This window comes from Mailhella massiliensis, from assembly GCF_900155525.1.
Classification (GTDB): Bacteria; Desulfobacterota; Desulfovibrionia; order Desulfovibrionales; family Desulfovibrionaceae; genus Mailhella; species Mailhella massiliensis.
The window spans coordinates 185,644-212,221 of the sequence record NZ_LT706940.1 but is presented as its reverse complement, the minus strand read 5'-3'; the positions used below and the strand labels follow the sequence as shown (position 1 = coordinate 212,221).

The following is a 26,578-nucleotide window of genomic DNA, read 5'->3' as shown; positions in this document are numbered from 1 at the left end:
AGTCGGTTACTTTGTTCCTATCTTACATAACCGACTGTTTTTACTTGACTTATTAGTAACAAAAACAGGAACGGAAACGACATGGAAGCGTGCGCGGCGTAGCTTCGGCGTGTGTTTTTCCTGTTTGCGCACGCTTTTGTCGGCTTTGTGAACACGATGTGCGCATTTTTGTTCGTAACTTTGAATTGGTCAATATTCTCCATGGGATACATGGCGTTTTCCGTGCTGTTCCGCAGGCCTGTTGTTCCGTGGAAAGCCGCGTTGTTTCTGAAGGAAGCCGGCAGGAGGCCTTTGCCGGAACACGATGTGCGCATCGTGTTATTTTTCATTGTTTTCAAAGTGTTGCATGAGTTTTGAACAAAAAGTCGACCATCCGGTCCGCCGGAAGGAGAGGCTGCGCGTTCCGCGTTTTCCGCAGCCTTCCGGGAAGGCGGAGAGGAAAGGAACAACGCTGTTGTTCGTAACTCTGCGACGGATATTCCCGGCTGCGGCCCCGCAGAAAAACGGAAGTTCCCGTCCTTGCGGATGGGCGGGGAGCAGGCGCGGATATTCCCCGGATGTGCATAACATGGGGGGAGGGAGCGGCGTACCCGCGGGGGAGCGGAAAATTGCGCGTCATCCATGGGAAAGAGGCCTTCCGTCATGCGCAAGCCCTTTCTTCCGGCAGGGAAGAATCGGGAAAAAATATTCATGGGAAGCGCTGGCCGCAACGAAGAAGCCCCTGCGTGCATTGCCCGGAAAGATGTGCGTAACGTAAGAGGATTTCATAAAAAATTCATCGCAGAGCAGGGGGTTGCGGAGTGGGGGACAGAGAACCGGGCATAAATTTTTTTACCAGAAAACGCTTGCATAAACAAGTGGTTTCTTGGTTATATACCCGCTGGGCGTTTCTTCTTTTCCTTGGATTTTTCTCGCTTTTCAGTCTTGAAACGGCGGTTGTTATGATAAAGAAATATCAGATATTCCGCGCGCTGCCTGCGCGCGTGCTCTGCTTTGCCCTTTTGGGCGCCGCCGTTGCGGCGGGCTTTTTCCTTACGCGGGAACATGACGTTCCCGCGGCGTTTCCTTCCGATGCGGCGCTGTTTGCGCAGGCGGTTCAGCCGCACGACTTCTCTCTGGGCATGGATGTGCCGGAACAGACCTCGGAACATCTCGCCTCTCTGGGCAGCGGCCTTTCCCTGATGAAGGATGTCTGGGGAGAGGGCGCGGGGGAAATTCCCCGGTACGACGATTCCCTTCAGGCCTTCCTTTCCGCCAGGGAGGGCATGTGCATTCCGAACTATTCCGAAGCCGTGCCGTGGGAAAAGGACAAGCGTTACATGGTGGAGGATTCCGGCTGCGGCACGCAGATTTTCCGCATCGCCGTACGCAGCGGCGACAATGCGGGGGCGCTTCTTCTTCCCTGGCTGGACAATAATGAAACGGATCAGGTCGTGAAGGCCGCTTCCGCCGTATATCCGCTGACCAGAATCATGCCCGGGCACCTTTTCAGCGTGGAACGCAGCACGCAGGAAGAAAAGGTGACGCGCCTCATGTACGATATCGACGAGGAAAGCCGCCTTGTGGTGGAACGTGCGGATGAGGGATTTACCGCCCGCGTGGACGTTCTGGAATTCGATGTGAGACTGGTCAAGGTGAGCGGCGTCATCCGTTCCTCGCTGTTCGAAGCCATGGCCGACGCCGGGGAATCCGCCAATCTGGCCGTACGCCTGGCGGAGGTGTTCGCCCATCAGGTGAACTTCGTGAAGGACGTGCAGGAAGGCGACACGTTTGAGATGGTGGTGGAGAAGAAGTATCTCGGCGACGAATTCCGCCGCTACGGCGATATCATCGCCGCCCGCTTCACCAATGACGGCAAGGCATTCGAGGCCTTCCGCTTTGCGGATAAGAACGGCAGAGCCCGGTATTTCGCCGCCGACGGCTCGTCTCTTCAGACGCAGTTTCTTAAAGCTCCGCTCAATTTCACGCGCGTGAGCTCCGGGTACACCATGCACCGCAAGCATCCCGTGTTCGGCAAGGTGCGTCCCCATCAGGGCGTGGATTACGCCGCCCCCAAGGGTACGCCCGTCAAGGCGCTCGGCGCGGGTACCGTGACCTTCCGCGGCTGGAAGAACGGCTACGGCAACACGCTCGTCATCCGGCATTCCGGCGGGGTGGAAACGCAGTATGCCCACCTTTCCCGTTTCGCCTCCTCCCTGAAGGTGGGCCAGAAGGTGGATCAGGGCGAAGTGGTGGCCTTCGTGGGCGCCACGGGCATCGCCACGGGGCCGCATCTCGACTTCCGCGTCCGGAAGAACGGCAAATTCGTCAATCCCGACACGCTTTCCGGCGAGCGTTCCGCCCCGGTGGAAAAGAAGAACCGCGAAAAGTTCAAAAATGCCGTGGCCGAGGCCCGCACGCTGCTTGACGGAGACGTCGCCGTGGCGGAGAAGTAGTTTTTATCGCATACGACGGAAAAGGGCTGGTTTCTTCCGTAGGCGGAGACCGGCCCTTTTCTTGACCTTTCCTACAGACCCTTACGGGGACAGAATCTGACTATGACCAACGAATCCGACTTTCAGCTGTCGAGCTACGATTACGAACTGCCGGAAGAGCGCATTGCGCAGTATCCGCCGAAGGAACGCGGCGCGTCCCGCCTCATGGTGCTGGACCGCTCGAGCGGCGGGAACATCCATACCACGTTTGCCCATCTGCCCGAATTTCTGCCCGAGGGCGCGCTGCTTGTGGCCAACAATTCGTGCGTGGTGCCCGCGCGCCTTTTCGGGCATCGCCCCACGGGGGGCAAGGTGGAGCTTCTGCTGCTCACGCCGCCGCCGCTTCTCAAGGCCTGTGCGGTTGAGGAGAACGGCTGGAAAAAGGCCCCGGCCGAAGTGCTGCTCCGGCCTTCCCGCAGCATTCATCCGGGGGACCGCCTGCGCTTCGATGAATGCATTGAGGCGGAAGTCGTGGAGAAGAAAGACTTCGGTCGGCACGACGTCGTGCTCTTCTGGAAGGGGGATCTTGTGGAGTGTATGCGGCGTATCGGCCGCCTTCCTCTGCCCCCCTATATCAAGCGCGAGCAGAGCGGCGACGATATTGCCCGCTATCAGACGGTGTATGCCGACAGAGAAAAATCCGGCAGCGTGGCCGCGCCTACGGCGGGTCTGCACTTCACCGACGACATGCGCGCCAGACTCGCCCGGCAGGGCATAGGCTGGGCGGAAGTGACGCTGCATGTGGGGTACGGCACCTTCAGCCCCGTGCGCGAAAGCGATATCCGCGAACATCCCATGCACAGCGAGTATGTGGAAATTTCGCCGGAAAGCGCCGAGGCGGTGCGCAGGGCGCGTGCCGAAGGCCGTCCCGTCATTGCCGTGGGCACCACCTCCTGCCGTACGCTGGAAGGCTGCGCCGCGCAGAACGGCGGCGAGATTCCCGCCGGCGGCTGGCACGGCTGGACCAATATCTTCATCTATCCCGGATACCGGTTCCGGGTGGTGGATCATCTCATCACCAACTTCCACCTGCCGCAGTCGTCGCTCATCATGCTGGTGGCGGCCCTGTGCGGCAGGGAACGCATTCTTTCCGCCTATGCCGAGGCCGTGCGGGAGAAGTATCGTTTCTTCTCCTACGGCGACGCCATGTTCGTGCGTTGATCGGAAGTTTTTCCATCCGCCGCATCTTAGAGGGAGGAATCTTTGGGGATGAGGCGGCAAAAGACCCATGCCTCAGGAAGAAGACGCCGGAGCGGACATGCCGCTCCGGCGTCTTGCCTTCTATGGAAAGGCGCTGCCGTAACGCGGGGAGCCTTCCGGCCGTTTCCGTTTCATCCTTGCCGGCGTCCCGGCTTTGTCGCAGGATGAGGGGGATGCCGTGGGAACGGACAGCGGGCGGAGCGAGCTGACGACGGTCCGGGCCGCAGAAGGAGAAAACATGAAAAATCTCATTTTCATCAACGGCCCCATGGGCGTGGGGAAGACGTCCGTCTGCACGGAGCTTCTTCCCCTGATTTCCCCGGCGGCATTTCTTGACGGCGACTGGTGCTGGACCATGTCGCCCTTTGTGGTGAATGCGGAAACGCGCGCCATGGTGCTGGACAATATTGCCCATGTGCTGAACGGTTTCCTGCGCTGTTCGGCGTACCGCTCTGTGCTCTTCTGCTGGGTGATGCAGTATCGGAGCATTGTCGACGACGTGCTCGCGCGTCTTGCCATGGGCGGCGTGAATTTCACGCTCATCACCCTGACGGCTTCGCCGGAGGTTCTTGAGACGCGCATCATGGCCGACGTTGCCCGCAGGGTGAGGAGCCCGGGCGTTCTGACGCGCAGTCTGGAAAGACTGCCTCTGTATGCCGGTATGGAAAGCGTGAAGATCGACACGGGTGCCCTTACGGCAGGGGAAGTCGCGCGCAGCATCGCTGCCATGATAAAAAAGTAAGACCAGTCATATAAAGTTTGACTGGTCTTATAATGGAAAGTTCCGTGAGCTGCGGGGCGCAGCCGGATTACTTCGCTATTTCCCAGATGGAAACGGGCACGGGCACATCCTGTTCGGTAAGAGGGGATACGGGGAGCGTGCACAGGCGTTTATGGCGCAGGCCGTATCCGGGCAGAGTGTCGAGCAGATGATGGAACACGTCTCTGCCCGGCTCCGATATCCAGGCTCTGCCGCCTTTGGGCAGCATGGAGGCGAGGAATGCGGCGATGGGGTCGGCGAAGTCTTTTTCGTACATGATGTCCCCTGCCCAGATGCGGGCGAAGCTTTCCGGCGGGAAGGTGGGGGAGCGCCAGTCCATGACCGTGAAGTTCACGCCCTCTATGCTGTTGAGGACGGCGTTGATCTTCGCGTATTCCAGAGCCTCCGCCTCATAGTCCATGGCGGTGACGTTCGCCCCGAGCCATCGGCCGAGCAGCGCGGTGAACCCGAGGCCGCAGCCCATGTCGAGGCAGTTTTTGTCTCTGATGTCGTCCTGCATTTCCGCAAGCCATCCGGCAAGAGCGAGGGAGGAGGGCCATACCTCGTTCCAGTAGGGGGCCTCTCTGCCCTGCTGTTCGTCCATGGCGGCCCAGAGTTTGTCCATATCGGCGCGGCGTATGTGCCAGATACGCCCGCAGGACTGAAAGAGTCGGTCGAAGGGGGTGAAGCGTTCCATGCGTGTTCCTTGTCTGTTGTTTTCCGGCGCGGGAGCGGCGGGGTCTGGGGAGTATATGCCGCTCTTCGCCGGTGGGGAAGGGGCGGGAAAGGCCCCGGCAAAAGACTTGCCGGGCGTATGCAATAAGGGTATCATACCCCCTCACCTTGGCTTTTCCCGTGAGGAAAAGCCCTGTTCACGGTGTCCGTCCGGGGCGTCGGTGTGCTTGTTGCCCCTTTTGAAACGTCGTGTGCGCTGCCGACGCGCCACGCACAGAGCAAAGCAGGTTTGACATGGATAATAGGGGTGAGGACAGAAAGGATTTCGCCAGGCGTCCCTTCAGAAAGAACGAGGGCGAACGTGGCGAGAACCGCCGCAGAGAGTATGCGGACGGCGGCCGTCCGCGCCGTTTCGAGCGCGGAGCCGATGACAGGAGGGAAGGCCGCAGGGAATTTCGGAACGATCGTCCGCGTACGGATCGCGGCGCTTCGCGCGGCCGTGAGCTCGGTGCGCTCATGGATCTGGACAACGATATTCTGCATCTTGTGGTGCGTCGCGCCCAGATGCTTGCGCGTCTGCGCAGCGGCGGCCGCCTTGCCCCCGAAACCGAAAAGACTCTGCGTACCGCATGGGAAAGCAAGGCCGCCCGTCTTGCCCGCGACAACCGCCTTTCCCGCGATCTTTTCGTTCTTCTGCAGACCATTGAACCCATGACGCGCATGGAGGAAGAGCAGGGCTACTACAATCTGTCCCCCAACGGCGAAGCCGTGGACATCCGCATTCCCGCTCCTTCCGATACCGTGGCCGCCCGCTGCTGGCTGGCCATGGCCGCCGCTTCCGGCCAGGAAACCGCTCTTTCCCGCGTGCCCCTCACCGACGCCGTGATCAGCTCCGTCAAGGTGCTGAACCAGATCGGCGGACTTCTTCGCTGGGAAGAAAACGGCGACGTGCTGAGCCGCGCCGGAAAGGGGCTTGCCCGCAACATGGACAAGGTCATCCATGTGGGCGACGATGCCTTCAACCTCTGGCTCGTCATCGCTCTCTGCGTGGGGATGCCCACGCGTCTCAAGCTTACGGGCGACAGCTCCCTGCGCTTCATCGACATCGCCCCCCTGCGCCACTTCCTTCCGCAGCTCGGCGTGCGTCTGACCAACGTCATTCCTTCGCAGGACGGCCTGCCCGTGCGCATGGAATGTTCCGGCCTCATGCCGCGCGAAGTCCGCATTGCGGACGATCTGCCCGAAGATTTCGTGGCCGCCCTTGTGCTCGCTTCCCCCTTCTGGGAAGGCGACTGCAGGCTTGTTCTGCCCGAACATGAACCCCGTCTTCTGCCGCTCGTGCTGGACGTTCTGGCCGGCTGCGGCGTGAAGTTCTCCCGCAACGGGCGCGAACTCACCGTGGAACGCGGCGTGGTTTCCGTTCCTGCGCAGCCTGTGGTGCCCATGGACGCCTCCGTGGCGGCGACGCTTCTCATGCTTCCCGGCTTCAACGGCGGCAGGGCCGAGCTGGAAGGCGTGTGGGGCAGCGGCGCGGCCTTCTCTCTGGTGGAAAAGATACTGCGCGGAGCCGGACTCAACGTGAAGTACGGCGCGCAGCAGGTGACGTGCACGGGCAAGGAGCGCGAAACTTCCGCCCCCGCGCCCGAAGTCATGGCCGACGTGCTGGCTCACTGTCCGTCCCTTCTGCCTCTGTGCACGGTCATCATGGCCGCCGCCGTGCATGAAGGGGCTTCCGTTTCCCTGCCCGCGCTTTCCGAGGAGGACAGGCATCTCGTCACGGCCTTCCTCGCCCGCTGCGGCGTGGTGGAAAAGGACGGCGTGCTTGCCGCCGTGGAAGACACCGTGCCCGGTTCCTGGGTGGCGCCTTCCGCACACTGGGCCATGGCCTACGCCCTCGGCGCGTTCCTCAGGCCCAATCTGCACCTTTCCAACCCCGGTGTGATGACCGGCCTCTTTCCCCTGTTCTGGAATCTGTACAATACTCTGCCCAACCCCGAACTCAGGCGCAAAAACGCTCAGGAGACCGAAGATGCCAGGCCTGCAAGAAGAAGAGTCATCGCTCAGGGAGTCTATGGAGAGCTTCCTCCTGAACCCGTTGCCGGAGACGATTTCTGAGCTTGAGGCCCAGATGGATGTCATAGCATCGGAGCAGAAACGCTGTTCCGACGCCATACGGCGCCTCATGGCGGCCGAGGACGTGGAAAAGGGCATCGTGTTTCCGCAGGAGATTCATGAACTGCATCAGCGCAAGAACATGCTGGAAACACACATGCAGTATCGCCGGGTGCGCATCAACCGCCTGAAAATGTGGAAGGGCCTGAAGTAGTCCTCTGCGTTCCCGGGAAAGTTCATAGAAAAGTCCGTCCGGGGAGGGGCTTCTGCCCTTTCCCGCAGGCGGACTTCGGCATACAGCGAGGATAGGATGAGCGAACAACAACAATGCCGTCAGTGCGGCACCTGCTGCCGCAAGGGCGGCCCCGCGCTGCACAGGGAAGACGCCCGCCTTCTGACGGAAGGCGTGCTTCAGCTGCAGGATCTGTGCACGTTCCGCGCAGGCGAACTCGTGCGCGACACCTCCAACGATCATGTGGTTCCTCTTCCTGAGGAAATAGTGAAGATCGCCGCGCCCTTCGGTTCCCGCCCCGACGACTGGACCTGCCGTTTCCTCATGGAGGACAACCGCTGCTTCATTCACGGCAGTCACCCGGCCGAATGCCGGGCGCTTTTCTGCGAAGACCCGAAGGCCCTTCTTTCCATGCAGGGAGAAGACAGGCTTGACCGTGCGGCCATTCTCGAGCTTCTTCACGCGCCGCAGTGGCTTGCCGATTCCGTGAAGGCGCATGAGGAGCACTGCAACTATGCCGCGCTTACGGACATAGCCTCCCGTCTGGAAAGTGAGGAGGAGGCGCGCCGCGCCCTTGTTCAGGTCGTGGAATACGACAGGGCGTTTCGTGATCTCATGATGGAAAAGGGCAAGGTGCGCAAGGAGATGCTGGACTTTCTGTTCGGCCGTCCCCTCATGCACACCGTCATCATGTTCGGTATCGACGCCAGGCACACTGCCGACGGCGGCATCACCCTCGTGCAGACCACGAGGGCCACTCTGAAGAGGTAGGCATGATCATTGTTACCGGCGGCGCCGGCCTCATCGGCGCGAACATGATATGGGAACTGAACAGGCACGGCGTGGACGACATCCTTGTGGTGGACAACCTCGCCTCCACGGAGAAGTGGAAGAACCTCTCCCACCTGCGCTACAGCAACTACATGCATCGCGACAGGTTCCTTGAGGAGCTTCGTTCCGGCAAGAAGCTGGAAGGCGTGGAATGCGTGATCCACATGGGAGCCTGTTCCTCCACCACGGAGCGCAACGCCGATTTTCTCATGGAAAACAACTTCCACTATACGGTGGAACTGAGCCTTGCCGCTCTGGAGGCCGGAGCGCGCTTCATCACCGCAAGCAGCGCCGCCACCTACGGCGACGGGGAACTCGGTTTTTCCGACTCCCTGGACATCATGCCGAAGCTTCGTCCTCTGAACATGTACGGCTATTCCAAGAAGCTTTTCGACATGTGGTGTATGCAGCACAAGCTTCTCGGCGAAGTGGTGAACCTCAAGTTCTTCAACGTGTACGGGCCGGATGAGTACCATAAGGGCAGCATGATGAGCATGGTCTGCCGTGCGGTGCCGCAGGTGAGGGAAACCGGAAAGATCCGTCTCTTCAAGTCCGACAATCCGCAGTACGGCGACGGTGAATCCGTGCGCGACTTCGTGTATTCCAAGGACTGCGCCGCCCTCATGCGCTGGTTCATGGAAACGCCTTCCTGCAACGGCATCTTCAACGTGGGCACGGGCCGTGCCCGCAGCTGGAACGATCTTGCCCGCGCCGTGTTCGCCTCCATGGACAGGGAGGCGAACATCGAATACTTCGATATGCCCGAACATCTCAAGGGCAAGTACCAGTATTTCACCGAAGCCGACATGTCCTGGCTCGAACGTGAGAACTGCCCCGTGAAGTTCCATTCTCTGGAAGAGGGCGTGGACGATTACGTCCGCAACTACCTCACCAGAGAAGATCCGTATCTCTGCACGCTGTAAGGCTTTTGGCCTCTGATAAAGGAGGGCCGCCTTTCCGAAAAGGAATGGCGGCCCTCCTTTATGCGGTCATCCGTTTGGCGCGCTACATTTCCACAGCCTCAAATACGGCCGTGATGCTGTTTTTCGAACGCAGTTCCAGCATGGAACCCGTGATGTTCCATTCGTCCACTCCGGCGAACATTTCATGAATGGCGCGGGACTGTTTCTCGCCCTGAGGGCAGAGGCGCAGCGTGGAACTGCCGCCGGAGAAGGTCATTTCCTGACCGTTTCTTTTCCAGTTCATGAAGAAGTTGTTGCATCCGTCCGAGCCGCTGGCCTGTCCGTTGTCGCGCAGGATAAGGTGGGGTTCGGGCTGATCGGGAAACTGTTCCACGGCCTTGCCGTTGATTTCTCGCATACGCCAGTACGTCTGCAGAAGAGGCGCGGAAGCGTAGTTTTCCGTGGAGCACACGCCGCCCTTCTTGACGAGAAAGACGTTGGAGGCCTCAAGGCCGTTCCCCTGCATACGGCCTTCCAGCACCACGGAGGCGTTGCCGTTTTCCTGCATGATATGGTTGAGCTGGGCATAGCCCTTGCCGGAAGTCAGAAGAGGGATGTCTCTCTGGGAATTGCATTCGGAAAAGACGGGTCTGCCGCCCTGATTTCTGATTTCCCCTTCCAGCAGAAAGCCCTTGGAAGGCCAGGGAAGGTCGGCGGGCTGAAGCTGCACCATCTTTGAGGAGAGGCCGCTCAGAAGAAGACCGCCCCCGGCTTCGCGCGTGGCGGTCACGGGCTTGAGCACTCCCCGCGTGATTTCTATGGTGCGGTTTCTGTCCTTTTCCATCCAGGTGCCCATGTACTGATTGCGGTCGCCGTCCTGGGTGAGCAGGGCGAGTCCTCCTTCCTCCAGGTAGAGGTGGACGGAACTTTCCCTGTCCCCCACATGCATCGTGCCTTTGTAGCTGGCGGGCGTTTTCAGCGGAGGCAGCTGATGCTCGCCCGGCATGGTGCGGTAAAGCAGCACGCGCGGAGAACCGGGCAGGGTGACGTTTTCGTCGTTCTGCGTGGCAAAGAGCGTTTCGCCGCTGCAGAGCACGGCGGCGGCAAGGCGTACTTCCTTGTCCATGGTCTGTTCCAGATAATAGACGCGGAAGGGAAGCTGACCGTTCCCGGAAGCGGGCATGATGGATACGGCTACGGGAATGGGGGAATGCAGGGGGAAGATCTGGACATGCACCATCACCTGCGGGGGAAGGGCCATGCGTTCGCGGTAGAACAGCGTGCCTTCCAGCCGGCCTACTCTGGCCCGGCTTTTCTTCCAGGTGACGGAAGCGCCTTCGGCATCGGTGAAGCTCAGGCTGCCCGTGCGGGATTCCTTGAGAACGAGCTTTCTTTCATGAACGCTGCCCCCCGGCGAATCCATGGTGGAGAGGGTGAGCACGCCGTTTTCCAGATGCCAGCTCACGCCGGAAAGGGCCGTCTGACCGGGAAGTCCGAGGGTGCCGTCCTCATCCAGAAAATAGAGGCGGTCCTGTTCGTCCACCCATACGCCGCCAAGGTCGCGCGTGGTTCCCGATGTGGCGACGCATGAGGCGAGAAAAAGTGAACAGAAAAGAAAAAGCAATAAGTTACGCATAGGGTTTCCTTGTCAGGCCAGGGCGATGAGATCGTACTCCCTGGTTTCCGTGATGTCGGCTTCCACCATGGCCCCCCTTTCCACGCCCGGGCCGCTGATATAGGTCAGGCCGTCCACATCAGGGGCCTGGAACCATGTGCGGCCGGTGTCAAGGCCCGGCCATTCGTCGGAACTGTCGTCGACCAGCACTTCCATACGCTGCCCGGCGTATGCGGAGAGAATGTCTTCGCTGATGGAGCTCTGCAGTTCCATGAGCGCGTCCTTGCGGCTTTCCTTGACGTCCTCGTCGATCTGATCCGGCATGGAGGCCGCCGCCGTGCCGTCTTCAGGCTGGAAGGCGAAGACTCCCATATGGTGGAAGCGGTTCTTTTCCACAAAATCCATGAGGGTGCGGAAATGTTCGTCGCTTTCTCCGGGGAAGCCCACCATCATGGTGGTGCGCAGAGCGGCTTCGGGGAACACGTCGCGTATGCGGTCCACCGCTTCCTGCGGGTTGCCGGAGAAGGGACGGCCCATGCGCCTGAGCACATCCGGGTGGGCGTGCTGCAGGGGCATGTCGAAATAGGGAACGAAGGGGGCTCCCGCTTCTTTCAGGAAACGCAGAAGATCGCGGGTGAGCCCGGCAGGGTAGAGATAGAGCAGGCGCAGGCGGCGCAGTCCGTCGAGGGAAAGGAGCTTTTCCAGCAGAAAGCGGGGGTCCTTGCCGAAGTCCGTGCCGTAGGCGGTCACGTCCTGAGCCACGAGAATGAGCTCCTTCACCCCGTCGTTCACCAGGGCGGAGGCTTCCGTAACCAGGGCATCCGCATCTTCGGAGGCGTACTGGCCGCGGATGGAGGGAATCGCACAGAAGGAGCAGTTGTGGCGGCAGCCTTCGCCTATCTTGAGCCAGGCGTAGGAAGGACCGGTGCTGAGCAGACGGCCGGGGGCGGGAACGTCCAGCCTGAGGGCGTGGGAAAGCTGCGCCGCCCAGGTGTTGATATCGTCGGTATGCAGCCACAGATCCACTTCCGGCAGTTCCGCCGCAAGGTCGGCGATGCCGTATCTTCCGGGCAGGCAGCCCGCCACGGCGAGGAAGGGCCTTTTGCCCCGGGGAAGGGAACCGATGTCTTCTATCATCTCCACGACGGCCTGCACGGATTCCTGCACGGCGGGGGCGATGAAGGCGCAGGTGTTGATGAACACAAGGTCGGCCTGTTCGGGCAGGTCCACAGTGACGACGGGCCCGAGGGAACCCAGCAGCCGTTCGGTGTCGACGCGGGTCTTGGGGCAGCCAAGGCTTTGGGAATAAATACGGAGCATAGTACCTTCGGAACAGGCCTGGACTTGTCAACAGGACTGGCCTGCGATATCCCTTTCTGCCATGAAAACCGCCTTTCGGCAAGGAGACCCCCATGGCAGCTTCCCGGACGCTCATTCTCGCCACGCACAATCAGGGCAAGGTCAAGGAACTTCGCGAACCGCTGGCCCGGTTCGGTTTTGAAGTGAAAAGCCTGCCGGAGGATTTTCCCGACATAGAGGAAACGGGTACCACCTTTGAGGAAAACGCCCTCATCAAGGCCCGCGCCGTGGCCGACATGCTGCATCTTCCCGCCGTGGCCGACGATTCCGGTCTGGAGGTGGACGCGCTTGGAAAAGCGCCCGGCGTGTACTCTGCCAGATACGGGCAGGACTGGCCTCTTCTGGAGGGAGAAAGCAAGGATGAGCGCAACAACAGAAAGCTCCTTGCCGCGCTGGAAGGGGTGCCGGAGGAGCAGCGCACCGCGCGCTTTCGCTGCTGCATGGCCATGGTGCATCCTTCTTCCGGGAAGGGCGCTCCGGCCGATCTCGTCGCCTCGGGCGCGTGGGAAGGGCGTATTGCCGGAGTTCCTTCCGGCACGAACGGTTTCGGTTACGATCCGCTTTTCTTCGACCCTGAACTCGGCTGTACGGCGGCGGAGCTGGACCGCGAGGCTAAGATGGCCCGCAGTCACAGAGGAAAGGCGCTCAAGGCGCTGCTTGAGGAGCTCGGCAGAAGGCTGAGCTGAGCGCTGTAAGAATGCCCGAGTCGCAACTCGGGCTTTTTCTTTTTAAAAGGAATCGGCTGCGGCAGTCTACTTTTCTGCGCGGCACAGCTCGTGCAGGGCTTCCTTGTCCAGTATTTCCAGCCGGGTTCGGGTGAATTCCCCAAGGATGCCCCTTTCCCTCAGGTCGTGCAGGATACGGCATACCGTGCTTCTGTGCAGTCCGAGGGCGAGGGCGAGGTCGGACTGGGAGAACTTCGGCTTCAGGCGGAGGGAGGCGTCTTCCTGAAGGCGGAAGAGATAGCGGCAGACCAGGTTTTCCGGGGAAAGCCCCACGCTTTCCTCTATCTGCCCGAAAAAGGCCCCGGCCTTCAGCATGAGCGACTGCACGAGGTTCATCATGAGTTCGGGGTATTGCAGCACGAAGTCGCGGTTTTCCAGCAGCGACTTGGGGAACTGGTAGATTTCGCAGGGCTCCATGGCGAGAAAAGAGGCCGTGCTGAGAGGGGCGACGTGCATACAGCTGAGCTCGTTGAAGATGCAGCCTGCGCCTATGTGCAGGAAGATGCGTTCGCTGCCGTTTTCTCCCAGGGAGGAGAGGCGTATCAGCCCGGAGTCGAGAAAGGCGAAGACGTCTCCGCCCGGAAAGTCCGTCCAGCGCCTTCCCTTGTCCAGATGCAGGTGTTTGCCCAGAGAAAGCGCCCTGCGCCACACGCTGTTCTGTTCGAGCATGGCAATGACGTTGTTTTCCTTCCATACGCCCGCATTGGAGGGGACGTGACTGCTGCTGGCGCTTTTCATGATGTTTTCCGTCGGGAAAGGGTGCAGGGGAGAGGGGAGCTTGTCCTTGTGTCATGGTAGTCCCGAACGGCGGGTAAAACAAGAGCCGCCCGCGCTTCGGCGCAGGCGGCTCAGGGAAGAGAATGCATGGGGGATTACAGGCCCATCATGGGCCAGATGAAGGCCGCCGCGACAAGAACTGCCAGAGACACCAGGAACATGCGTATGGTCATGAGCGTCAGCACATAGCGGATGCGCACATAGCCCGTGGCGAACATGATGAGCGCGGGAGCAAGCTCATAGGGAAGGAAGAACTGATCGAGTCCGTAGAGGAAGCTGTAGAGCACGGGCTTGATGGGCATACCGAGGCTGGTGGCTATTTCCGCCATGGGAATGCTGAGGCTGGTGGCGGCGGCCACGGGCGTGAGCACCAGGTTGGAGAGCACGCCCACCCAGTAGGCGAAGAAGGCGGCCAGAGGCAGGTTCTGAATTTCGCGGAGTATGGGCATGAGCTTTTCGGAAAGCCATGCGGGGATGCCGAGGCTGCCTGCGATGATGCCTATGGCCATGCAGCCTGCGATGAAGAAAAGAATGGAGAACTGCACCTTTTCGATGTCTTCGCTGCCGAGCAGGCGGAAGAGGGGCGTGAAGCCCAGCAGAACGATGGCGCAGAACACATAGTAGCCGGGAATATGGTGTATGGGTTCGGAAATGAAGCCGATGAGCGCGGCCACGGTGAGCAGGAGCGTCTTCTTTTCATCGCGGCTCATGGCGCCGAGCTTCTGCAGTTCTTCCGAAGCCACGGCGCGGCAGCTTGCGATGTGCACGGCAAGTTCCCGGCTGCCGAACACATGGAGGATGCCGTAGGCCGCCAGCGCATGAAGGGCCTGGAAGCCCATGTTCTCAAAGGCGAAGCTGAGCCAGGTGAAGGGCACGCCCATGTCCTTCACCATGAGCAGGCCGATGATGCCCGTGTTGTTGGGCAGATACATGGCCGAAGGAATGGCGGCGCCGAAGAAGGCCGCGAGAATGATGGTGGCGGAGGAACGGGAATCCTTGTCCAGCTTGAGGCTGGCGCACATGCCCTGCGCGATGGTCATGAAGATGATCATGACGGTGATGACGTCGGGAATGATGGCGGCGAGCACCAGACCGGCCAGCAGGAAGGCCGCGTACAGACGGACGGGGGTGGTGCCTATTCTGGTGAGCAGCACCAGGGCGATGCGGTTTGCAAGGTTGCACTTGTCCATGAGCACGCCGAGCAGCATACCGCACATGCTGAGCCACGGAATGGGCGCCGTCCAGCCCACGAAGGCCATTTCCGGCGAGGCCACGCCCGTGATGATGTAGTACATGAGCAGCAGAACGACGGTGGCGAAGTTCGGCAGGAGGCTGGTGGCAAACATGGCGATGGCGAGAATGGTGCCGAACCAGTACATGTTGACCTGCGGCCTGGCAGGATCGTACAGCAGGAAGGTGGCCAGAGCTGCGACGCCGAAGCAGATGAGCCAGCTCAGCAGCTTGTTTCCCTTTAAAGAGGTGACGGAGACGGAAGGCATGGGTGCTCCTTGAATTATTTGAGGTGACGGTGCGCTGAATCCTCAGCCGGTGTTTCCTTTCTCAAACTGCCGGGAATGATAAACGCGCTTTTTTCTTTCGCGCTGTCCTTTTAAAGACATTTTTTACAAGCTGCGTGAAAAAACTCTCCGGCAGGGGCCGTATGCCGGAAAATACGCCGTTCTTCCCGGAAAAAAATCGAGAAGCCGGTTCCCGGCGGCGTCATCTTCCGAAGATTTTTTCGGCAGAACAGGGGAAAATCACGCGGAAAAGCCTGTATGAAAAAGATAAAAATCTATAAAATCAATGGGATATATAAAATTTTCCGGTAAAAAAAGAAAAAAATGATATTGTCGCACAAGAGACATAAAAAAAGAGTCATCCTGTTATGCTTTTCTTATGGGAAGAAAGGAACAAGTGCGGCCTTTTTTCGGAAGGAGCCGTCTTCCCATCCCCGGCGCAGACGGCTCCGGGGGGCACGGCCAACGGATTCATGCAATTTTTCCAGCGTCCCGCTGGGACATACAGGAGGCAACCATGGGTTATCCCACCATTTATCCTACCGGCGTCACCGTGTACAATCCCGAGAAGGCGTGGAGCGGCTATACCGTGCTTCCGCTGGAAAACGACGGTTCGCTGCTCATCGACATGAACGGTACCGAAATCCGCAAATGGAAGAATCTGCACGGTTTTCCGGTGAAGCTCTTCCCTCAGGGGCGTCTGGTGGCCAGCTCCGGTATGCGTCATCCGAAGTACGGCCTTCAGGATCAGCGCGACCTCATTCAGGTGGACTTCGACGGCAATATTGAATGGCAGTGGAATCAGGCCGAATTCATCACCGATCCGGGCGAGGAACCTCAGTGGATGGCCCGTCAGCATCATGACTTCCAGCGCGAGGGCAACCCCGTGGGCTACTATGTGCCCGGCATGGAACCGCGTATCGACGGCGGCAACACGCTGGTGCTGGCGCATAAGGACGAACATATTCCCTTCGTTTCCGACAAGCTTCTGCTTGACGACGTGGTGTACGAAGTGAACTGGGAAGGGGAAATCGTCTGGGAATGGCACTGCTGCGACCATGTGGAGGAAATGGGCTTTTCCGAAGAGGCCCGCAACGCCATGAGCCGCAACCCCAATTACCGCGGCGGCAGCCTTGTGGAAGATTCCCCGGCCATCGGCGACTGGATGCACATCAACTCCATGTCCGTGCTCGGACCCAACAAGTGGTATGATGCCGGCGACGAACGCTTCCACCCCGACAACATCATCATGGACGGTCGCGAGACCAACATCATCTTCATCATCAGCAAGGAAACCGGCAAGATCGTCTGGAAGGTCGGTCCCGACTACAACGCCACGCCGGAACTCAGGAAGCTCGGCTGGATCATCGGTCAGCACCATGCCCACATGATTCCCCGCGGCCTGCCCGGGGAAGGCAACATCCTTGTGTTCGACAACGGCGGCTGGGCCGGATACGGTGCGCCGAACCCCGGCGCGAAGGACGGTACCAAGTCCGCGCTGCGCGACTATTCCCGCGTGCTGGAATTCAACCCCGTGACGCTGGAAATCGAATGGCAGTACACCCCCAAGGAAGCGGGCTTCGTGATTCCGCTGGATGCCTGCCGCTTCTACAGCCCCTTCATCAGCTCCGCCCAGCGTCTGCCCAACGGCAATACCCTCATCACCGAAGGTTCCGACGGCCGTGTGTTCGAAGTCACGCGCGAGCATGAAATCGTGTGGGAATACATCTGCCCCTACCGCACTGCGGAAAACGGCAAGATGAACTTCGTGTACCGCGCCTACCGTGCTCCCTACGAATGGGTGCCTCAGCTTGAGAAGCCCGTGGAAACTCCCATCGTTCCCCTCGATCCCGCCACTTTCCGCGTGCCCGGCGCGGCGCCTCTGGGCGTGAAGGAAACCGTGGTCATCGAGGGCGCCATCGACGGCTTCGCCAACGCCGGAACCTGCGTGGCGGCTACGGACTGATTTCTTCTCTTACTCTCTCTCCTCCTGCCGGGAGGATATTCCCGGCTCCGTGCGGAGGTCCTGCCCTCCGCACGGACATGAAAAAAGCGGCCCCTCTCCCTGGGAAGAGGGGCCGCTTTTTTTTCGGAAGAAAACCTACCTGCTCTTTACCGGGAAATGATTGTGAGGCGTGTAGGTATAGGATTCGCTGAACAGCGGAGAGGTGATGATGTAGTCCGCCGTGGCGCGATTGTTGGCGATGGGAATGTCGTACACCTGAGCGATGCGAAGCAGGGCCTTCACATCGGGGTCGTGGGGCTGGGCCGTGAGCGGATCGGAGAAGAAGACGATGATGTCGATATGGCCTTCCGCCACCTTGGCGCCTATCTGCTGATCGCCCCCGAGGGGACCGCTGAGATAGGGCGTAACGGGCAGGCTCGTGCGTTCATTGATGAGGCGCGCCGTGGTGCCGGTGCCGCAGAGAAAGTGGCGGGCCAGAATCTGGCTGTGTTCCGCGCACCATTCGATGAGGCTTTCCTTCATGTTGTCGTGAGCGATAAGGGCGATGTGCTTGGTGGCGCTCATGGTCTTTTCCATGTGATTCCTCGCTTTGTTGTCCGGCCGGACCTTCCGGCTCGCGTTATGCTTCTTTCTTCGTTGCGGCCAGCATAGGCGGAGTGTGTGAAGCCTTCATGAAGGCAATCATGTTTCCCCACGCTTTTCAACAGGAAAAATGGTCGAACCCTGCCGAGTGCGGGCTGTGCCCGTTGAGGGTGAGGGGGCCTTTGCGCACGGTTCCCAGCAGGAGGGAGGGCGTGTCGAAGGTGGAGAGAACACGGGAAAGCTCGGGCCAGAACTGTGCGGGGCAGGTCCCTGCCAGAGCATAGTCCTCTCCGCCTTCAAAGGCAAAGTCCGGGGCGCAGATGCCCGTTTTTTCGGCGTAGCGCAGAATTTCCGGGGAAAGATCGTCCGCAGAGAGGACGATATCCGCCCCGAGGCCCGTTTTCGTTCCCGCCAGAAGGCGCGGCAGATCGCGGGCGAGTCCGTCGGACACATCCATGAGGGAAAGACGATCCTCCAGTTGATGGTGCAGGGCGAAACGGGCCAGAGCTGCGCCTTCCTTTGCCAGAGGCAGGGGATGCAGATGGGCGGCGCAGGCTTCCGGCCAGTCTTTTCTGGTCTTTTCACACGCTTCGGCGTCGGGACATGCCTCCAGCAGGGTCAGGCCGAGCCGCGCCTGTCCCACGCCGCCGATGAGAAAGATGATGTCGCCCTCCTGCGCCATGCCGCGGCGAAGGCCCCGGGGCAGGCCCTCCGGCAGTTCGCCCCATGCCGTGACGCAGATGTTCAGCAGGCTGGAGCGCGCAAGGTCGCCCCCGGAAAGGGCGAGGGAAAAGCGGTCGCACAGCTCCTTCATGCCGCGGCAGAATTCGGAAAGCCACGCTTCGTCCTCCCTGCCCGTAAGGGTAAGCCCCATGGAAAGTCCGGCGGGCGTGGCGCCGCTTGCGCCTATGTCGCTGATGTTCACGGCAAGGGCCTTGTAGCCCGTATCATAGGGCGTGAAGTAGCGGGTGCGGAAGTGCGTGTCTTCGGCGAAGATGTCCGTGCTCACGGCAAGGGGCGCGCCCGGCCTCAGTACGGCGCAGTCGTCTCCCCTGCCCAGAAGCAGGGAAGGATGTTCCGCGGAAAAGAAGCGGCCTACAAGAGCAAGAATGTCGTCTTCACCGGTCATGTTCATGACTCTCCAGGGTAAGGTAGTCGGCAAGAATGATTTTCAGCCCGAAGCCCGGGAAGTGGACGCGGTACTTGTCCGGCGGAATTTCCTCCACGATCTTGCCGCGGCCGAAGAGCCGGTGGCGGCAGAAGCCGAGCTTCTTTTTCGCGGGCTTTTCCTCGGGGGATTCTTCCAGCCTGCGCCCGGTTTTCGCCGCCTCGCGCACGGCGGCCATGTAGGCGTCGTCCGCATCTTCGCGCGGGCGAGGCGTGAAGGCGTCGTCCCGTTCCACGGGCGGCCAGTCGTCCGTGCGCCTGCGTTTCTGCTCCTTCGCCTCGTCGTCATCGAAATGCCACGCCCTGCGGCGCGGGGCGGCGAAGAAGTCCGGGGACGGCGCGCTCTGTACCTTTCTTTTCGCCAGTACGCCGCCGTAGTTTTCGTAGATTTCCTCCATCATGTCCGGGGGAAGTTCGCGAACAAAGGGGCTGGGGGAAGCGGGTTCCCTGTCCCCCGAGGAGCGGCTGTAGATGCTGAGCGGAGAGAAGAGATCCAGCGTGTCCTTGGCGCGCGTGCAGGCCACATACATGAGGCGGCGTTCTTCTTCAAAATCCTCCGGTCTTACCAGCGCGTGCCGGGAGGGGAAGCGGTCTTCCACAAGGTCGATGATGAGCACGGCCGACCATTCCAGGCCCTTGGAGGAATGCACGGTGGAAAGGGTGATGCGGCGCTCGTCCTCTTCCTCCACGGGAGCTTCCTCGGGGCTGTCGAGCGAAAGATCGGCCAGAAAGAGCTGAAGGTCGTCGTAGGTGGCGGCGATGGTGGACATTTCCTCCAGGCCCTGCAGGCGGCGGGGCCAGTCGTCGGGGAAAAGTTCCTCCATCTTCGGCCGGTAGTGTTCCAGAATACGGCTTACGACTTCTTCCGGGCGGGCGTGTTCCATGCGCAGGGAGGCGATGAGCGCCATGTTTTCCTGAAAGTCGGGCCATCGGGAGGAAGCCTTTTTCAGCGCGGCTTCGTCGCTGCCCGAGGCGAGGGCGAACAGCCTGCGCGAAGTCTTGGGACCTATGCCCCGGGAAAGCGCGGCGATGCGGTCGAAGGAGGGCAGATCCAGAGGATTGTTCACAAGCCTTGCAAAGGCGATGACGTCCTTCACATGGGCGGCCTCGGCATAGCGGAGTCCGCCGTACTTGCGGAAGCCTATGCCGCGCTTGTTGAGCTCGAGTTCCAGGTGATAGGACTGATAGCCGGAACGGAAGAGCACGGCGATTTCTTTTGCCGGCACGGTTTCGAGCAGTTCCTCGACGCGGCGGGCGGCAAGCTGGGCCTGGCTCAGGTCGCTCAGGGGGCGGTACAGCGTGACGGCCGCCTCGGAAGGCTTTTCCCGGCGGGAGAACAGGTGCTTGCGGTAGCCTTCCGTACTGTGGGAAAGCAGACTGTTGGCCACGTCGAGCACGGGCTGCACGGAGCGGTAGTTCTCTTCCAGCCGTATGATGCGCGTGTTGCGGAAGAGCTTGGGGAAATCGAGGATGTTGTGCACCGTCGCGCCGCGGAAGGCGTAGATGGACTGCGCGTCGTCGCCCACGGCCATGATGTTGCCGTCTTCTCCGGCCAGCATACGTACAAGGCGAGCCTGCACCTTGTTGGTGTCCTGATATTCGTCCACCATGATCTGGCCGAAACGCATTTTCTGGGCCGCCAGAATGTCGGGCTTGTCGATGAAGAGCTGTTCCAGTTCAAAGAGCAGATCGTCGTAGTCCATGAGGGAGTGTTCGCGCTTGTACGCCTTGTAGGCTTCCCCGAGCTTCACAAGGTCGGAGGCGTGGGGCAGAAGGTGCTGCGCCTCGCGGGAGAGCACTTCCTCAAGCGTCATTTCCTTGTTGCGCGCCTTGCTGAGCAGGCCGAGCACGGCCTGCGTGCGGGGGAAGCTCCTGTCGCCCTTGCCGAGAGCCAGGCTTTCCTTGCAGGCCTGTATGGCCGAGGTGCTGTCGGAAGTGTCCATGACGGAGAGCGTCCCGCCCGTCCAGTCCGGGGCCCAGCGGCGCAGCACGGAAAAGGCGAAGCTGTGAAAAGTGCCGCCCTGCACGCCGAAGAGCTGATGATCGAGAAGCTGGGCGGCTCTGTGCAGCATTTCCTGCGAGGCCTTGCGCGTGAAGGTGAGCAGCAGCATGGACCTGGGGTCCACGCCCTGTTCGGCAAGCCATGCCAGGCGGTACACGATGGTGCGGGTTTTGCCGGAGCCTGCGCCGGCAATGACCAGCATGGGGCCTTCCGGCGCGGTGACGGCCGCTTTCTGGGCCTCGTTCAGGTGGGATATGTCGAGCATGGCGTTCAATCGCGGGAAGGCGCGTCGTTTTCAGGTTCGCAGGTCGTTTCCGCAGGCGCGCCCGCCTCGCGCAGCCTCGCCCACAGCTCATCCAGCCCGAGGCGCGTGACGGAGGAAACCACCACGGGCCTTTCTCCGCCGAGAATCTTTTCCCAGGTCTTCTGCTGGGCGGAGCGTTCCTTCAGCGTGCATTTGTCCGCCTTGGTGAGCACGGCGATGACGGGCAGGTTCTTCGCCCGGGCAAAGTCGGCCATGACGCGGTCGGATTCCTGCGTGGGGATGCGGCAGTCGATAAGCAGCACGAGGGCGCGCAGCGTGGGCGTCTGCTCCAGATATTTCTGAATGAGGGCCGCCCAGTTGCGTCTTTCCTCATGACCGCGCCGGGCGTAGCCGTAACCGGGAAGGTCGGTGAGGCAGAACCCGTCGGGGTTGACCCTGAACAGGTTCACGGAACGGGTCTTGCCCGGTTCGGAGCTGACCTTGGCCAGTTTTTTCCTCCGGGCGAGGGCGTTGATGAGGGAGGACTTGCCCACGTTGGAGCGCCCTGCCAGCGCGAGCTGCGGCATGTCGTGCGAGGCGTCTTCCAGCTGTTCCAGCGTGTAAAGGGTGGCCAGCAGTTCCAGAGTCGGTTCCGGTCTTTTTGTTTTTTCGGCGGACGTGTCGGTCATGGCGCTCCTCGCGAGTTGACAAAGTGAGCCTCTATCGGACAATATATCTTGCTTTGCGGAAAGAGCTGAGATTAGCCTTCTCCGGCTGAAAAGGCAAATATTCCGCAGGGGCCCTTCGCAGGGCGAAGGGCGGGTTTTCCCATAAGGGAACTTGACGGGCCGCCTGCCGGCCCGTTTCGGATGTTTATAGTAAATACCGTATTTCTGCCTGGAGGCATCATGTATTCCACGACTGACTTTCGCCGCGGCCTGAAGATCGAGATCGACGGCACCCCTTATGAAATCGTTGAATTCCAGCATTTCAAGCCCGGCAAGGGCGGCGCCATGGTGCGCACCAAGCTGCGCAACATCCTGAACGGCCGCGTGGTGGACAACACCTTCCGTTCCGGCGAAAAGGTGGGCAAGCCCGATATGGAACAGCGCGACATGCAGTACCTGTACCGTGAAGGCACCGACCTCATCTTCATGGATATGACCACCTACGAACAGATCTCCCTGCCCGAAGCCGATACCGACGGCAAGGCCGACTGGCTGCTGGAATCCCAGCAGTGCCGCGTGCTGCTCTACAACGGGCAGCCCATCGACATCGAAGTGCCCGTGAGCCTCGTCATGACCGTGACCAAGACCGAACCCGGCGTGAAGGGCGACACCGTTTCCAACGTGACCAAGCCCGCCACTCTGGAAACCGGCGTGGTCATTCAGGTGCCGATCTTCGTGAACGAAGGGGATCGCGTCAAGGTCGATACCCGCACCCGCGAATATCTCGGCCGCGATTAATCCGGCTTTTTTCCTTTTGCGCTGCCGGCAGGACGTTTCGCGCCCTTCCGGCAGCGTTTTCATTTTTGGGCGGAAAAGCCCCGGGAAGATGTTCCTGAGGGCGCGCACCGCATGAAGGGGATCATGAATGTACGGACACAGGCTGATACGCGAACTGCTCGGACTGCTTTTTCTTTTCTGCGGTCTGCTTATGCTGCTCAGTCTCTGGAGCTATCATGCCGGTGACCCGACCTTCAATCAGGCCGTGAGCATACAGGCCTCGTCCGTACACAATGCGGCGGGTCTTTTCGGTGCGTATCTGTCCGGTTTTCTGGTGGACAGCTTCGGCGTCGGCTCCTTCCTGTGGGTGATTTTCTTTCTGGCCGTGGGCGCGGGACTCGTTTCCCGCTGGCTGGTGCTCAAGTGGTACCGCTGGGTGGGGTATCTTCTGCTTTTTCTCTGCGTGCTCGTCACCTCCTCCGCCTTCGACATCGCGCTGCACGGCATACACGGCGGCGGCATCACGGGACAGTGGCTTTCGGCCCTTTCCATGCTGTTTTTCAGTCCTTCCGGCTCGCTTCTGCTGTGGCTTTTCGTCTTCCTCATCGCCATGGAGCTTTCCTTCAGCATTTCCTGGCTGACGCTCATTTCCCGCTTCGTTTCCTGGGTGATGAGGAAAATTCCTTCCTTCGGCACCACCTACGATCTGCCCGTGCCGCATATTCCGCCGGCGCTCAGGCAACTGGCCTCGAAGATGGGCCGCGCAAAGGCGGGCGGTGCGCGTCCGCGCGCCGTGCTCGATCTCATCGCAGGCAGAAGGAAGAAGGAGGAAGCCGCCGGGGAACGCCCCGTGCTTGACCTGAACCTGCACGACGAGGCCCCCGAAGCGGAGTCCCCGCGGAAGGATACCCCGCGCGAGGAGGATATCGGCGAGCTTCTGCATCTTGTGGAAGGGCCGCAGATGCAGCGCTCCGCCCCTGCGCCGGTGGAGGAGAAGAGCGCTCCGCTGAGCTTCACGCTGGAGGAAGAAGCTCCCGTTTCTGCTCCTGCTCCCGCCCCGAAGGCCGAAGAGGATTTCATTCTGGAGCTGGAGGACCCGGTCGTCGCTTCCGCTGCGGTCGACCCCGCAGTTCCGGAGCCTGCGCCCGCGCGTCCTGCAGATGGGGAAGCGAGCGCACCGGTTTCCACGCCCGTGCAGGAAGCTCCCGCAGCCGTACGGAAGCCTGCGGAAGATACTGCCGAGGAAGAGGATCTCGGCCCTTCGGCCCTTGCCGCGCTTTCCGCACAGTCGCCCATGGGCGGCGAGGATTTTCCCGCCGTGATCGTTTCTTCCTCCCGTGGCGAGGGCCTTTCCCCGGAGCGGGCGGGCCTGTCCGCGCCTTCCCTCCCTGCGGCGGAAACGGTGAAGGATGAGGAATACGCCTCCGTCGATGCCGCCGTGGCCGGAGCCATGGCCGCGCAGCAGGAACTTGCGTCCGCAGCGCCTGTTGCTCCCGCTCCCGTGCTGCCGAAACGCAGAGAGCTTTCCCTGCCGCCCCTCGACCTGCTTTCTCCCCTGCCGGAAGACGATCTTGCGAACCGTCCCGACGGGGCCACGCTGGCCAGACAGGGCGCTGCGCTCATCACCTGCCTCAAGAACTTCAACGTCCATGCCACGCTGGCCCGCATCACCCCCGGCCCCGTGGTCACCATGTTCGAGGTGCGCCCCGCTCCCGGTGTGAAGGCCACGCGCATCACCAACCTGGCCAACGACCTTGCCATGTCGCTCAAGGCCGTGTCCGTGCGTATGCAGGCTCCCGTGCCCGGTACGGATACCGTGGGCGTGGAAGTGCCCAATGAAAAGCGCTCCACCGTGCATTTCAGGGAAATTGTGGAAAACGAGAACTTCCGGCAGGCCAAGTCGCTTCTTACCGTGGCGCTGGGCAAGGATACCGGGGGCAGACCCGTTTCCGCCGATCTTGCCAAAATGCCGCACCTTCTGGTGGCGGGCGCCACCGGCGCGGGCAAGAGCGTGTGCCTGAACGCCATCATTCTCAGTCTGCTCTACCGTGCAAGACCGGATGAAGTGCAGATGATACTGGTGGACCCCAAACGCGTGGAACTTTCCATGTACGCCGATCTGCCGCATCTCGTGCATCCCGTGGTTACGGACATGGATCTTACCAAGAACGCGCTGCTCTGGGCCATCGACGAGATGAACCGCCGTCTTTCCCTGTTCTCCAAGGTGAAGGTCCGCAACATCACCGGCTACAACGAACGCCAGGCCCGACTGCGCGCCGAGGTGGAAGCCGGCGGTTCCATGCCTCTGGATGCGGAAACCGGGGAACCGGAAGATCTTTCCAACATGCCTTTCCTCGTCATCATCGTGGACGAACTTGCCGACCTCATGATGGTGAAGCGCAAGGAAGTGGAAGGCAGCATCGTCCGTCTGGCACAGCTGGCCCGTGCCGCGGGCATACACCTCATCATCGCCACCCAGCGCCCCAGCGTGGACGTGGTGACGGGCATCATCAAGGCCAACTTCCCCTGCCGCATCGCCTTCAAGGTGACGAGCGGGCAGGATTCGCGCACCATTCTCGACGGCGCGGGAGCGGAAAAGCTGCTCGGCATGGGCGACATGCTCTTCAAGCCCAACGGCGGCATGATACAGCGTCTGCACGGTGCTTTTGTGAGCGATGATGAAGTTTCCGCCGTGGTGGAATACTGGAAGCGGCAGCAGCCGCCCTGCTACAAGATAGACTTTGCGGAATTCGGCAACGATTCCGCGGAAGACGCCTCGGAAGACTTCGGTCAGCCCGCATCCCGGGGCAACGATATTGTGGACGACCCCATTTATGCCGAAGCCATCCAGTTCGTTCTGGACAACGGCAAGGTGTCCATTTCCCTGCTTCAGCGGCGTTTCCGCATCGGCTTCAACCGTGCGGCCCGCTTTGTGGAGCAGATGGAGAAGGACGGTCTGCTCAGTCAGGCCGACGGCACGCGCCCGCGCAGTGTCGTTCACCGCTAACCCATGCTTTCCGGCAGGGCCGGAAAAGGAGCAGCCATGATACTCGACGGCAAGGCCACGGCGGCCGCCATACGCGCCGCCCTGCGTGAGAAAATAGAAAAGGACAGGGAAAAGGCGGGGCGCGCGCCCTGTCTCGCCGTTGTTCTGGTGGGCGAGGACCCCGCCTCCCAGGTGTATGTGCGCAACAAGGAAAAGGCCTGCGCCGATGCCGGCATAGATACGGCCTCCTACCGCAAGCCCGCTTCCATGCCGCAGAAGGAGCTGGAGGAATTCATCGCCTCCCTCAATGCCGATCCGGCCATCGACGGCATTCTGCTGCAGCTTCCCCTGCCCGAAGGGCTGGATTCCCGCCCCTGCATCGACGCCATCAGTCCTGAAAAGGACGTGGACGGCCTTACTGCCGTGAATCAGGGCCGCGTGGCCATGAACGAACCGGGCCTTCGCCCCTGCACGCCCGCAGGCATACTGGCCATTCTCGACCATTACGGCATTTCCGTAAGCGGGAAGAAGGCCGTGGTCATCGGCAGAAGCAATCTTGTGGGCCGCCCCATCGCGCTCATGCTGGGCAGCCGCGACTACAACGCCACCGTGACCATGTGCCATTCCCGCACGCCCGACCTTGCCGCCGTGTGCCGTGAGGCCGACATCATCGTCGCGGCTCTGGGCCGCCCGCGTTTCGTCACCGCCGACATGGTCAGGCCCGGGGCCGTCATCATCGACGTGGGCATCAACCGCGGGGAAGACGGCAGGCTCTGCGGCGATGTGGACTACGACAACGTGGCCCCGATCGCATCCGCCATCACTCCCGTGCCCGGAGGCATAGGACCCATGACCATTTCCCAGCTTCTCGTCAATACCGAAAAGGCCTGGAGAAAAAAGCTGCTTTCCGAGTAGCTTCCTGCCGTGATGTCATCGCCCGGAGCGCTCGCCCGGGCGATTTTTTTCCCGGGCATGATCCTGCGGCATGTCTTCCGCATCCGGCGGAG

Annotated in this window: 22 protein-coding genes; 12 read left to right on the top strand and 10 right to left on the bottom strand. The window is 60.9% G+C overall.

Annotation, left to right across the window (positions count from 1 at the left end; all coding sequences use genetic code 11):
- Positions 1-17: 17 nt before the first annotated feature.
- Positions 18-692 (bottom strand): hypothetical protein, encoded by a 675-nt coding sequence (locus tag CZ345_RS16465; protein WP_144277209.1) that lies wholly within the window; start codon positions 690-692, stop codon positions 18-20.
- Positions 693-941: 249 nt separating this feature from the next.
- On the opposite strand from CZ345_RS16465, the gene CZ345_RS02405 reads away from it, so the two are divergent.
- The 3 genes from CZ345_RS02405 to CZ345_RS02395 all read left to right on the top strand — a co-directional run bounded on the left by CZ345_RS02405 (position 942) and on the right by CZ345_RS02395 (position 4,416).
- Positions 942-2,435 carry a M23 family metallopeptidase gene (locus CZ345_RS02405; RefSeq protein WP_077071594.1) on the top strand — a complete coding sequence of 498 codons (1,494 nt, stop codon included), beginning with the start codon at positions 942-944 and terminating at the stop codon, positions 2,433-2,435.
- A 102-nt stretch (positions 2,436-2,537) separates the two neighbouring features.
- Positions 2,538-3,635: a tRNA preQ1(34) S-adenosylmethionine ribosyltransferase-isomerase QueA gene (gene queA, locus CZ345_RS02400; protein WP_077071593.1), complete on the top strand. Its 1,098-nt coding sequence runs from the start codon at positions 2,538-2,540 to the stop codon at positions 3,633-3,635.
- A gap of 277 nt (positions 3,636-3,912) precedes the next feature.
- Positions 3,913-4,416, top strand: coding sequence for an AAA family ATPase (locus CZ345_RS02395; protein WP_077071592.1), 504 nt, complete (start codon positions 3,913-3,915; stop codon positions 4,414-4,416).
- A 67-nt stretch (positions 4,417-4,483) separates the two neighbouring features.
- Here CZ345_RS02395 and CZ345_RS02390 read toward each other — a convergent pair whose 3' ends face one another.
- Positions 4,484-5,131: a class I SAM-dependent methyltransferase gene (locus CZ345_RS02390; RefSeq protein ID WP_077071591.1), complete on the bottom strand. Its 648-nt coding sequence runs from the start codon at positions 5,129-5,131 to the stop codon at positions 4,484-4,486.
- A gap of 272 nt (positions 5,132-5,403) precedes the next feature.
- On the opposite strand from CZ345_RS02390, the gene CZ345_RS02385 reads away from it, so the two are divergent.
- The 4 genes from CZ345_RS02385 (at position 5,404) to rfaD (ending at position 9,207) form a co-directional block, all read left to right on the top strand.
- The gene (locus CZ345_RS02385) at positions 5,404-7,224 is read left to right on the top strand and encodes a 3-phosphoshikimate 1-carboxyvinyltransferase (protein ID WP_083717071.1); all 1,821 of its coding nucleotides are present in this window, start codon (positions 5,404-5,406) and stop codon (positions 7,222-7,224) included.
- Positions 7,181-7,435 carry a hypothetical protein gene (locus CZ345_RS02380; RefSeq protein WP_239446586.1) on the top strand — a complete coding sequence of 85 codons (255 nt, stop codon included), beginning with the start codon at positions 7,181-7,183 and terminating at the stop codon, positions 7,433-7,435. Before CZ345_RS02385 ends, CZ345_RS02380 begins: the two co-directional genes overlap by 44 nt.
- 96 nt (positions 7,436-7,531) lie before the next feature.
- The gene (locus CZ345_RS02375) at positions 7,532-8,224 is read left to right on the top strand and encodes a YkgJ family cysteine cluster protein (protein WP_077071589.1); all 693 of its coding nucleotides are present in this window, start codon (positions 7,532-7,534) and stop codon (positions 8,222-8,224) included.
- Between the two features lie 2 nt (positions 8,225-8,226).
- Positions 8,227-9,207, top strand: coding sequence for an ADP-glyceromanno-heptose 6-epimerase (gene rfaD / locus CZ345_RS02370; protein WP_077071588.1), 981 nt, complete (start codon positions 8,227-8,229; stop codon positions 9,205-9,207).
- Between the two features lie 82 nt (positions 9,208-9,289).
- On the opposite strand, the gene CZ345_RS02365 is transcribed toward rfaD, so the two are convergent.
- Both CZ345_RS02365 and rimO read right to left on the bottom strand, forming a co-directional pair.
- Positions 9,290-10,822, bottom strand: coding sequence for an META domain-containing protein (locus CZ345_RS02365; protein WP_077071587.1), 1,533 nt, complete (start codon positions 10,820-10,822; stop codon positions 9,290-9,292).
- A gap of 12 nt (positions 10,823-10,834) precedes the next feature.
- Positions 10,835-12,121, bottom strand: coding sequence for a 30S ribosomal protein S12 methylthiotransferase RimO (gene rimO, locus CZ345_RS02360; protein ID WP_077071586.1), 1,287 nt, complete (start codon positions 12,119-12,121; stop codon positions 10,835-10,837).
- A 92-nt stretch (positions 12,122-12,213) separates the two neighbouring features.
- Here rimO and rdgB point away from each other — a divergent pair, with 92 nt between their 5' ends.
- Entirely contained in the window at positions 12,214-12,846 is a 633-nt protein-coding gene (gene rdgB / locus CZ345_RS02355; RefSeq protein ID WP_077071585.1) for an RdgB/HAM1 family non-canonical purine NTP pyrophosphatase, read from the top strand.
- Positions 12,847-12,912: 66 nt separating this feature from the next.
- On the opposite strand, the gene CZ345_RS02350 is transcribed toward rdgB, so the two are convergent.
- Positions 12,913-13,623, bottom strand: a complete 711-nt coding sequence (locus CZ345_RS02350; protein WP_239446585.1) for a Crp/Fnr family transcriptional regulator — start codon at positions 13,621-13,623, stop codon at positions 12,913-12,915.
- A 134-nt stretch (positions 13,624-13,757) separates the two neighbouring features.
- Positions 13,758-15,161, bottom strand: a complete 1,404-nt coding sequence (locus CZ345_RS02345; RefSeq protein WP_083717070.1) for an SLC13 family permease — start codon at positions 15,159-15,161, stop codon at positions 13,758-13,760.
- Positions 15,162-15,696: 535 nt separating this feature from the next.
- Between CZ345_RS02345 and CZ345_RS02340 the strand changes: the two genes are divergently transcribed.
- Positions 15,697-17,145: an aryl-sulfate sulfotransferase gene (locus CZ345_RS02340; RefSeq protein ID WP_077071584.1), complete on the top strand. Its 1,449-nt coding sequence runs from the start codon at positions 15,697-15,699 to the stop codon at positions 17,143-17,145.
- Positions 17,146-17,280: 135 nt separating this feature from the next.
- On the opposite strand, the gene CZ345_RS02335 is transcribed toward CZ345_RS02340, so the two are convergent.
- The 4 genes from CZ345_RS02335 to yihA all read right to left on the bottom strand — a co-directional run bounded on the left by CZ345_RS02335 (position 17,281) and on the right by yihA (position 21,829).
- Positions 17,281-17,721: a methylglyoxal synthase gene (locus CZ345_RS02335; RefSeq protein WP_077071583.1), complete on the bottom strand. Its 441-nt coding sequence runs from the start codon at positions 17,719-17,721 to the stop codon at positions 17,281-17,283.
- Between the two features lie 124 nt (positions 17,722-17,845).
- Positions 17,846-18,862 (bottom strand): thiamine-phosphate kinase, encoded by a 1,017-nt coding sequence (thiL, locus tag CZ345_RS02330; protein WP_077071582.1) that lies wholly within the window; start codon positions 18,860-18,862, stop codon positions 17,846-17,848.
- Entirely contained in the window at positions 18,846-21,161 is a 2,316-nt protein-coding gene (locus CZ345_RS02325) for an ATP-dependent helicase (RefSeq protein WP_077071581.1), read from the bottom strand. The genes thiL and CZ345_RS02325 overlap by 17 nt, the downstream gene beginning before the upstream one ends.
- A 5-nt stretch (positions 21,162-21,166) precedes the next feature.
- Positions 21,167-21,829, bottom strand: coding sequence for a ribosome biogenesis GTP-binding protein YihA/YsxC (gene yihA, locus CZ345_RS02320; RefSeq protein ID WP_077071580.1), 663 nt, complete (start codon positions 21,827-21,829; stop codon positions 21,167-21,169).
- 219 nt (positions 21,830-22,048) lie between these two features.
- Here yihA and efp point away from each other — a divergent pair, with 219 nt between their 5' ends.
- The 3 genes from efp (at position 22,049) to folD (ending at position 26,486) form a co-directional block, all read left to right on the top strand.
- Positions 22,049-22,606, top strand: coding sequence for an elongation factor P (gene efp, locus CZ345_RS02315; RefSeq protein ID WP_077071579.1), 558 nt, complete (start codon positions 22,049-22,051; stop codon positions 22,604-22,606).
- Positions 22,607-22,733: 127 nt separating this feature from the next.
- On the top strand, positions 22,734-25,592 hold the full coding sequence (locus CZ345_RS02310) for a DNA translocase FtsK (RefSeq protein WP_077071578.1): 2,859 nt from the start codon (positions 22,734-22,736) through the stop codon (positions 25,590-25,592).
- Positions 25,593-25,628: 36 nt separating this feature from the next.
- Positions 25,629-26,486, top strand: a complete 858-nt coding sequence (gene folD, locus CZ345_RS02305; RefSeq protein WP_077071577.1) for a bifunctional methylenetetrahydrofolate dehydrogenase/methenyltetrahydrofolate cyclohydrolase FolD — start codon at positions 25,629-25,631, stop codon at positions 26,484-26,486.
- The last annotated feature ends 92 nt before the right edge of the window (positions 26,487-26,578 follow it).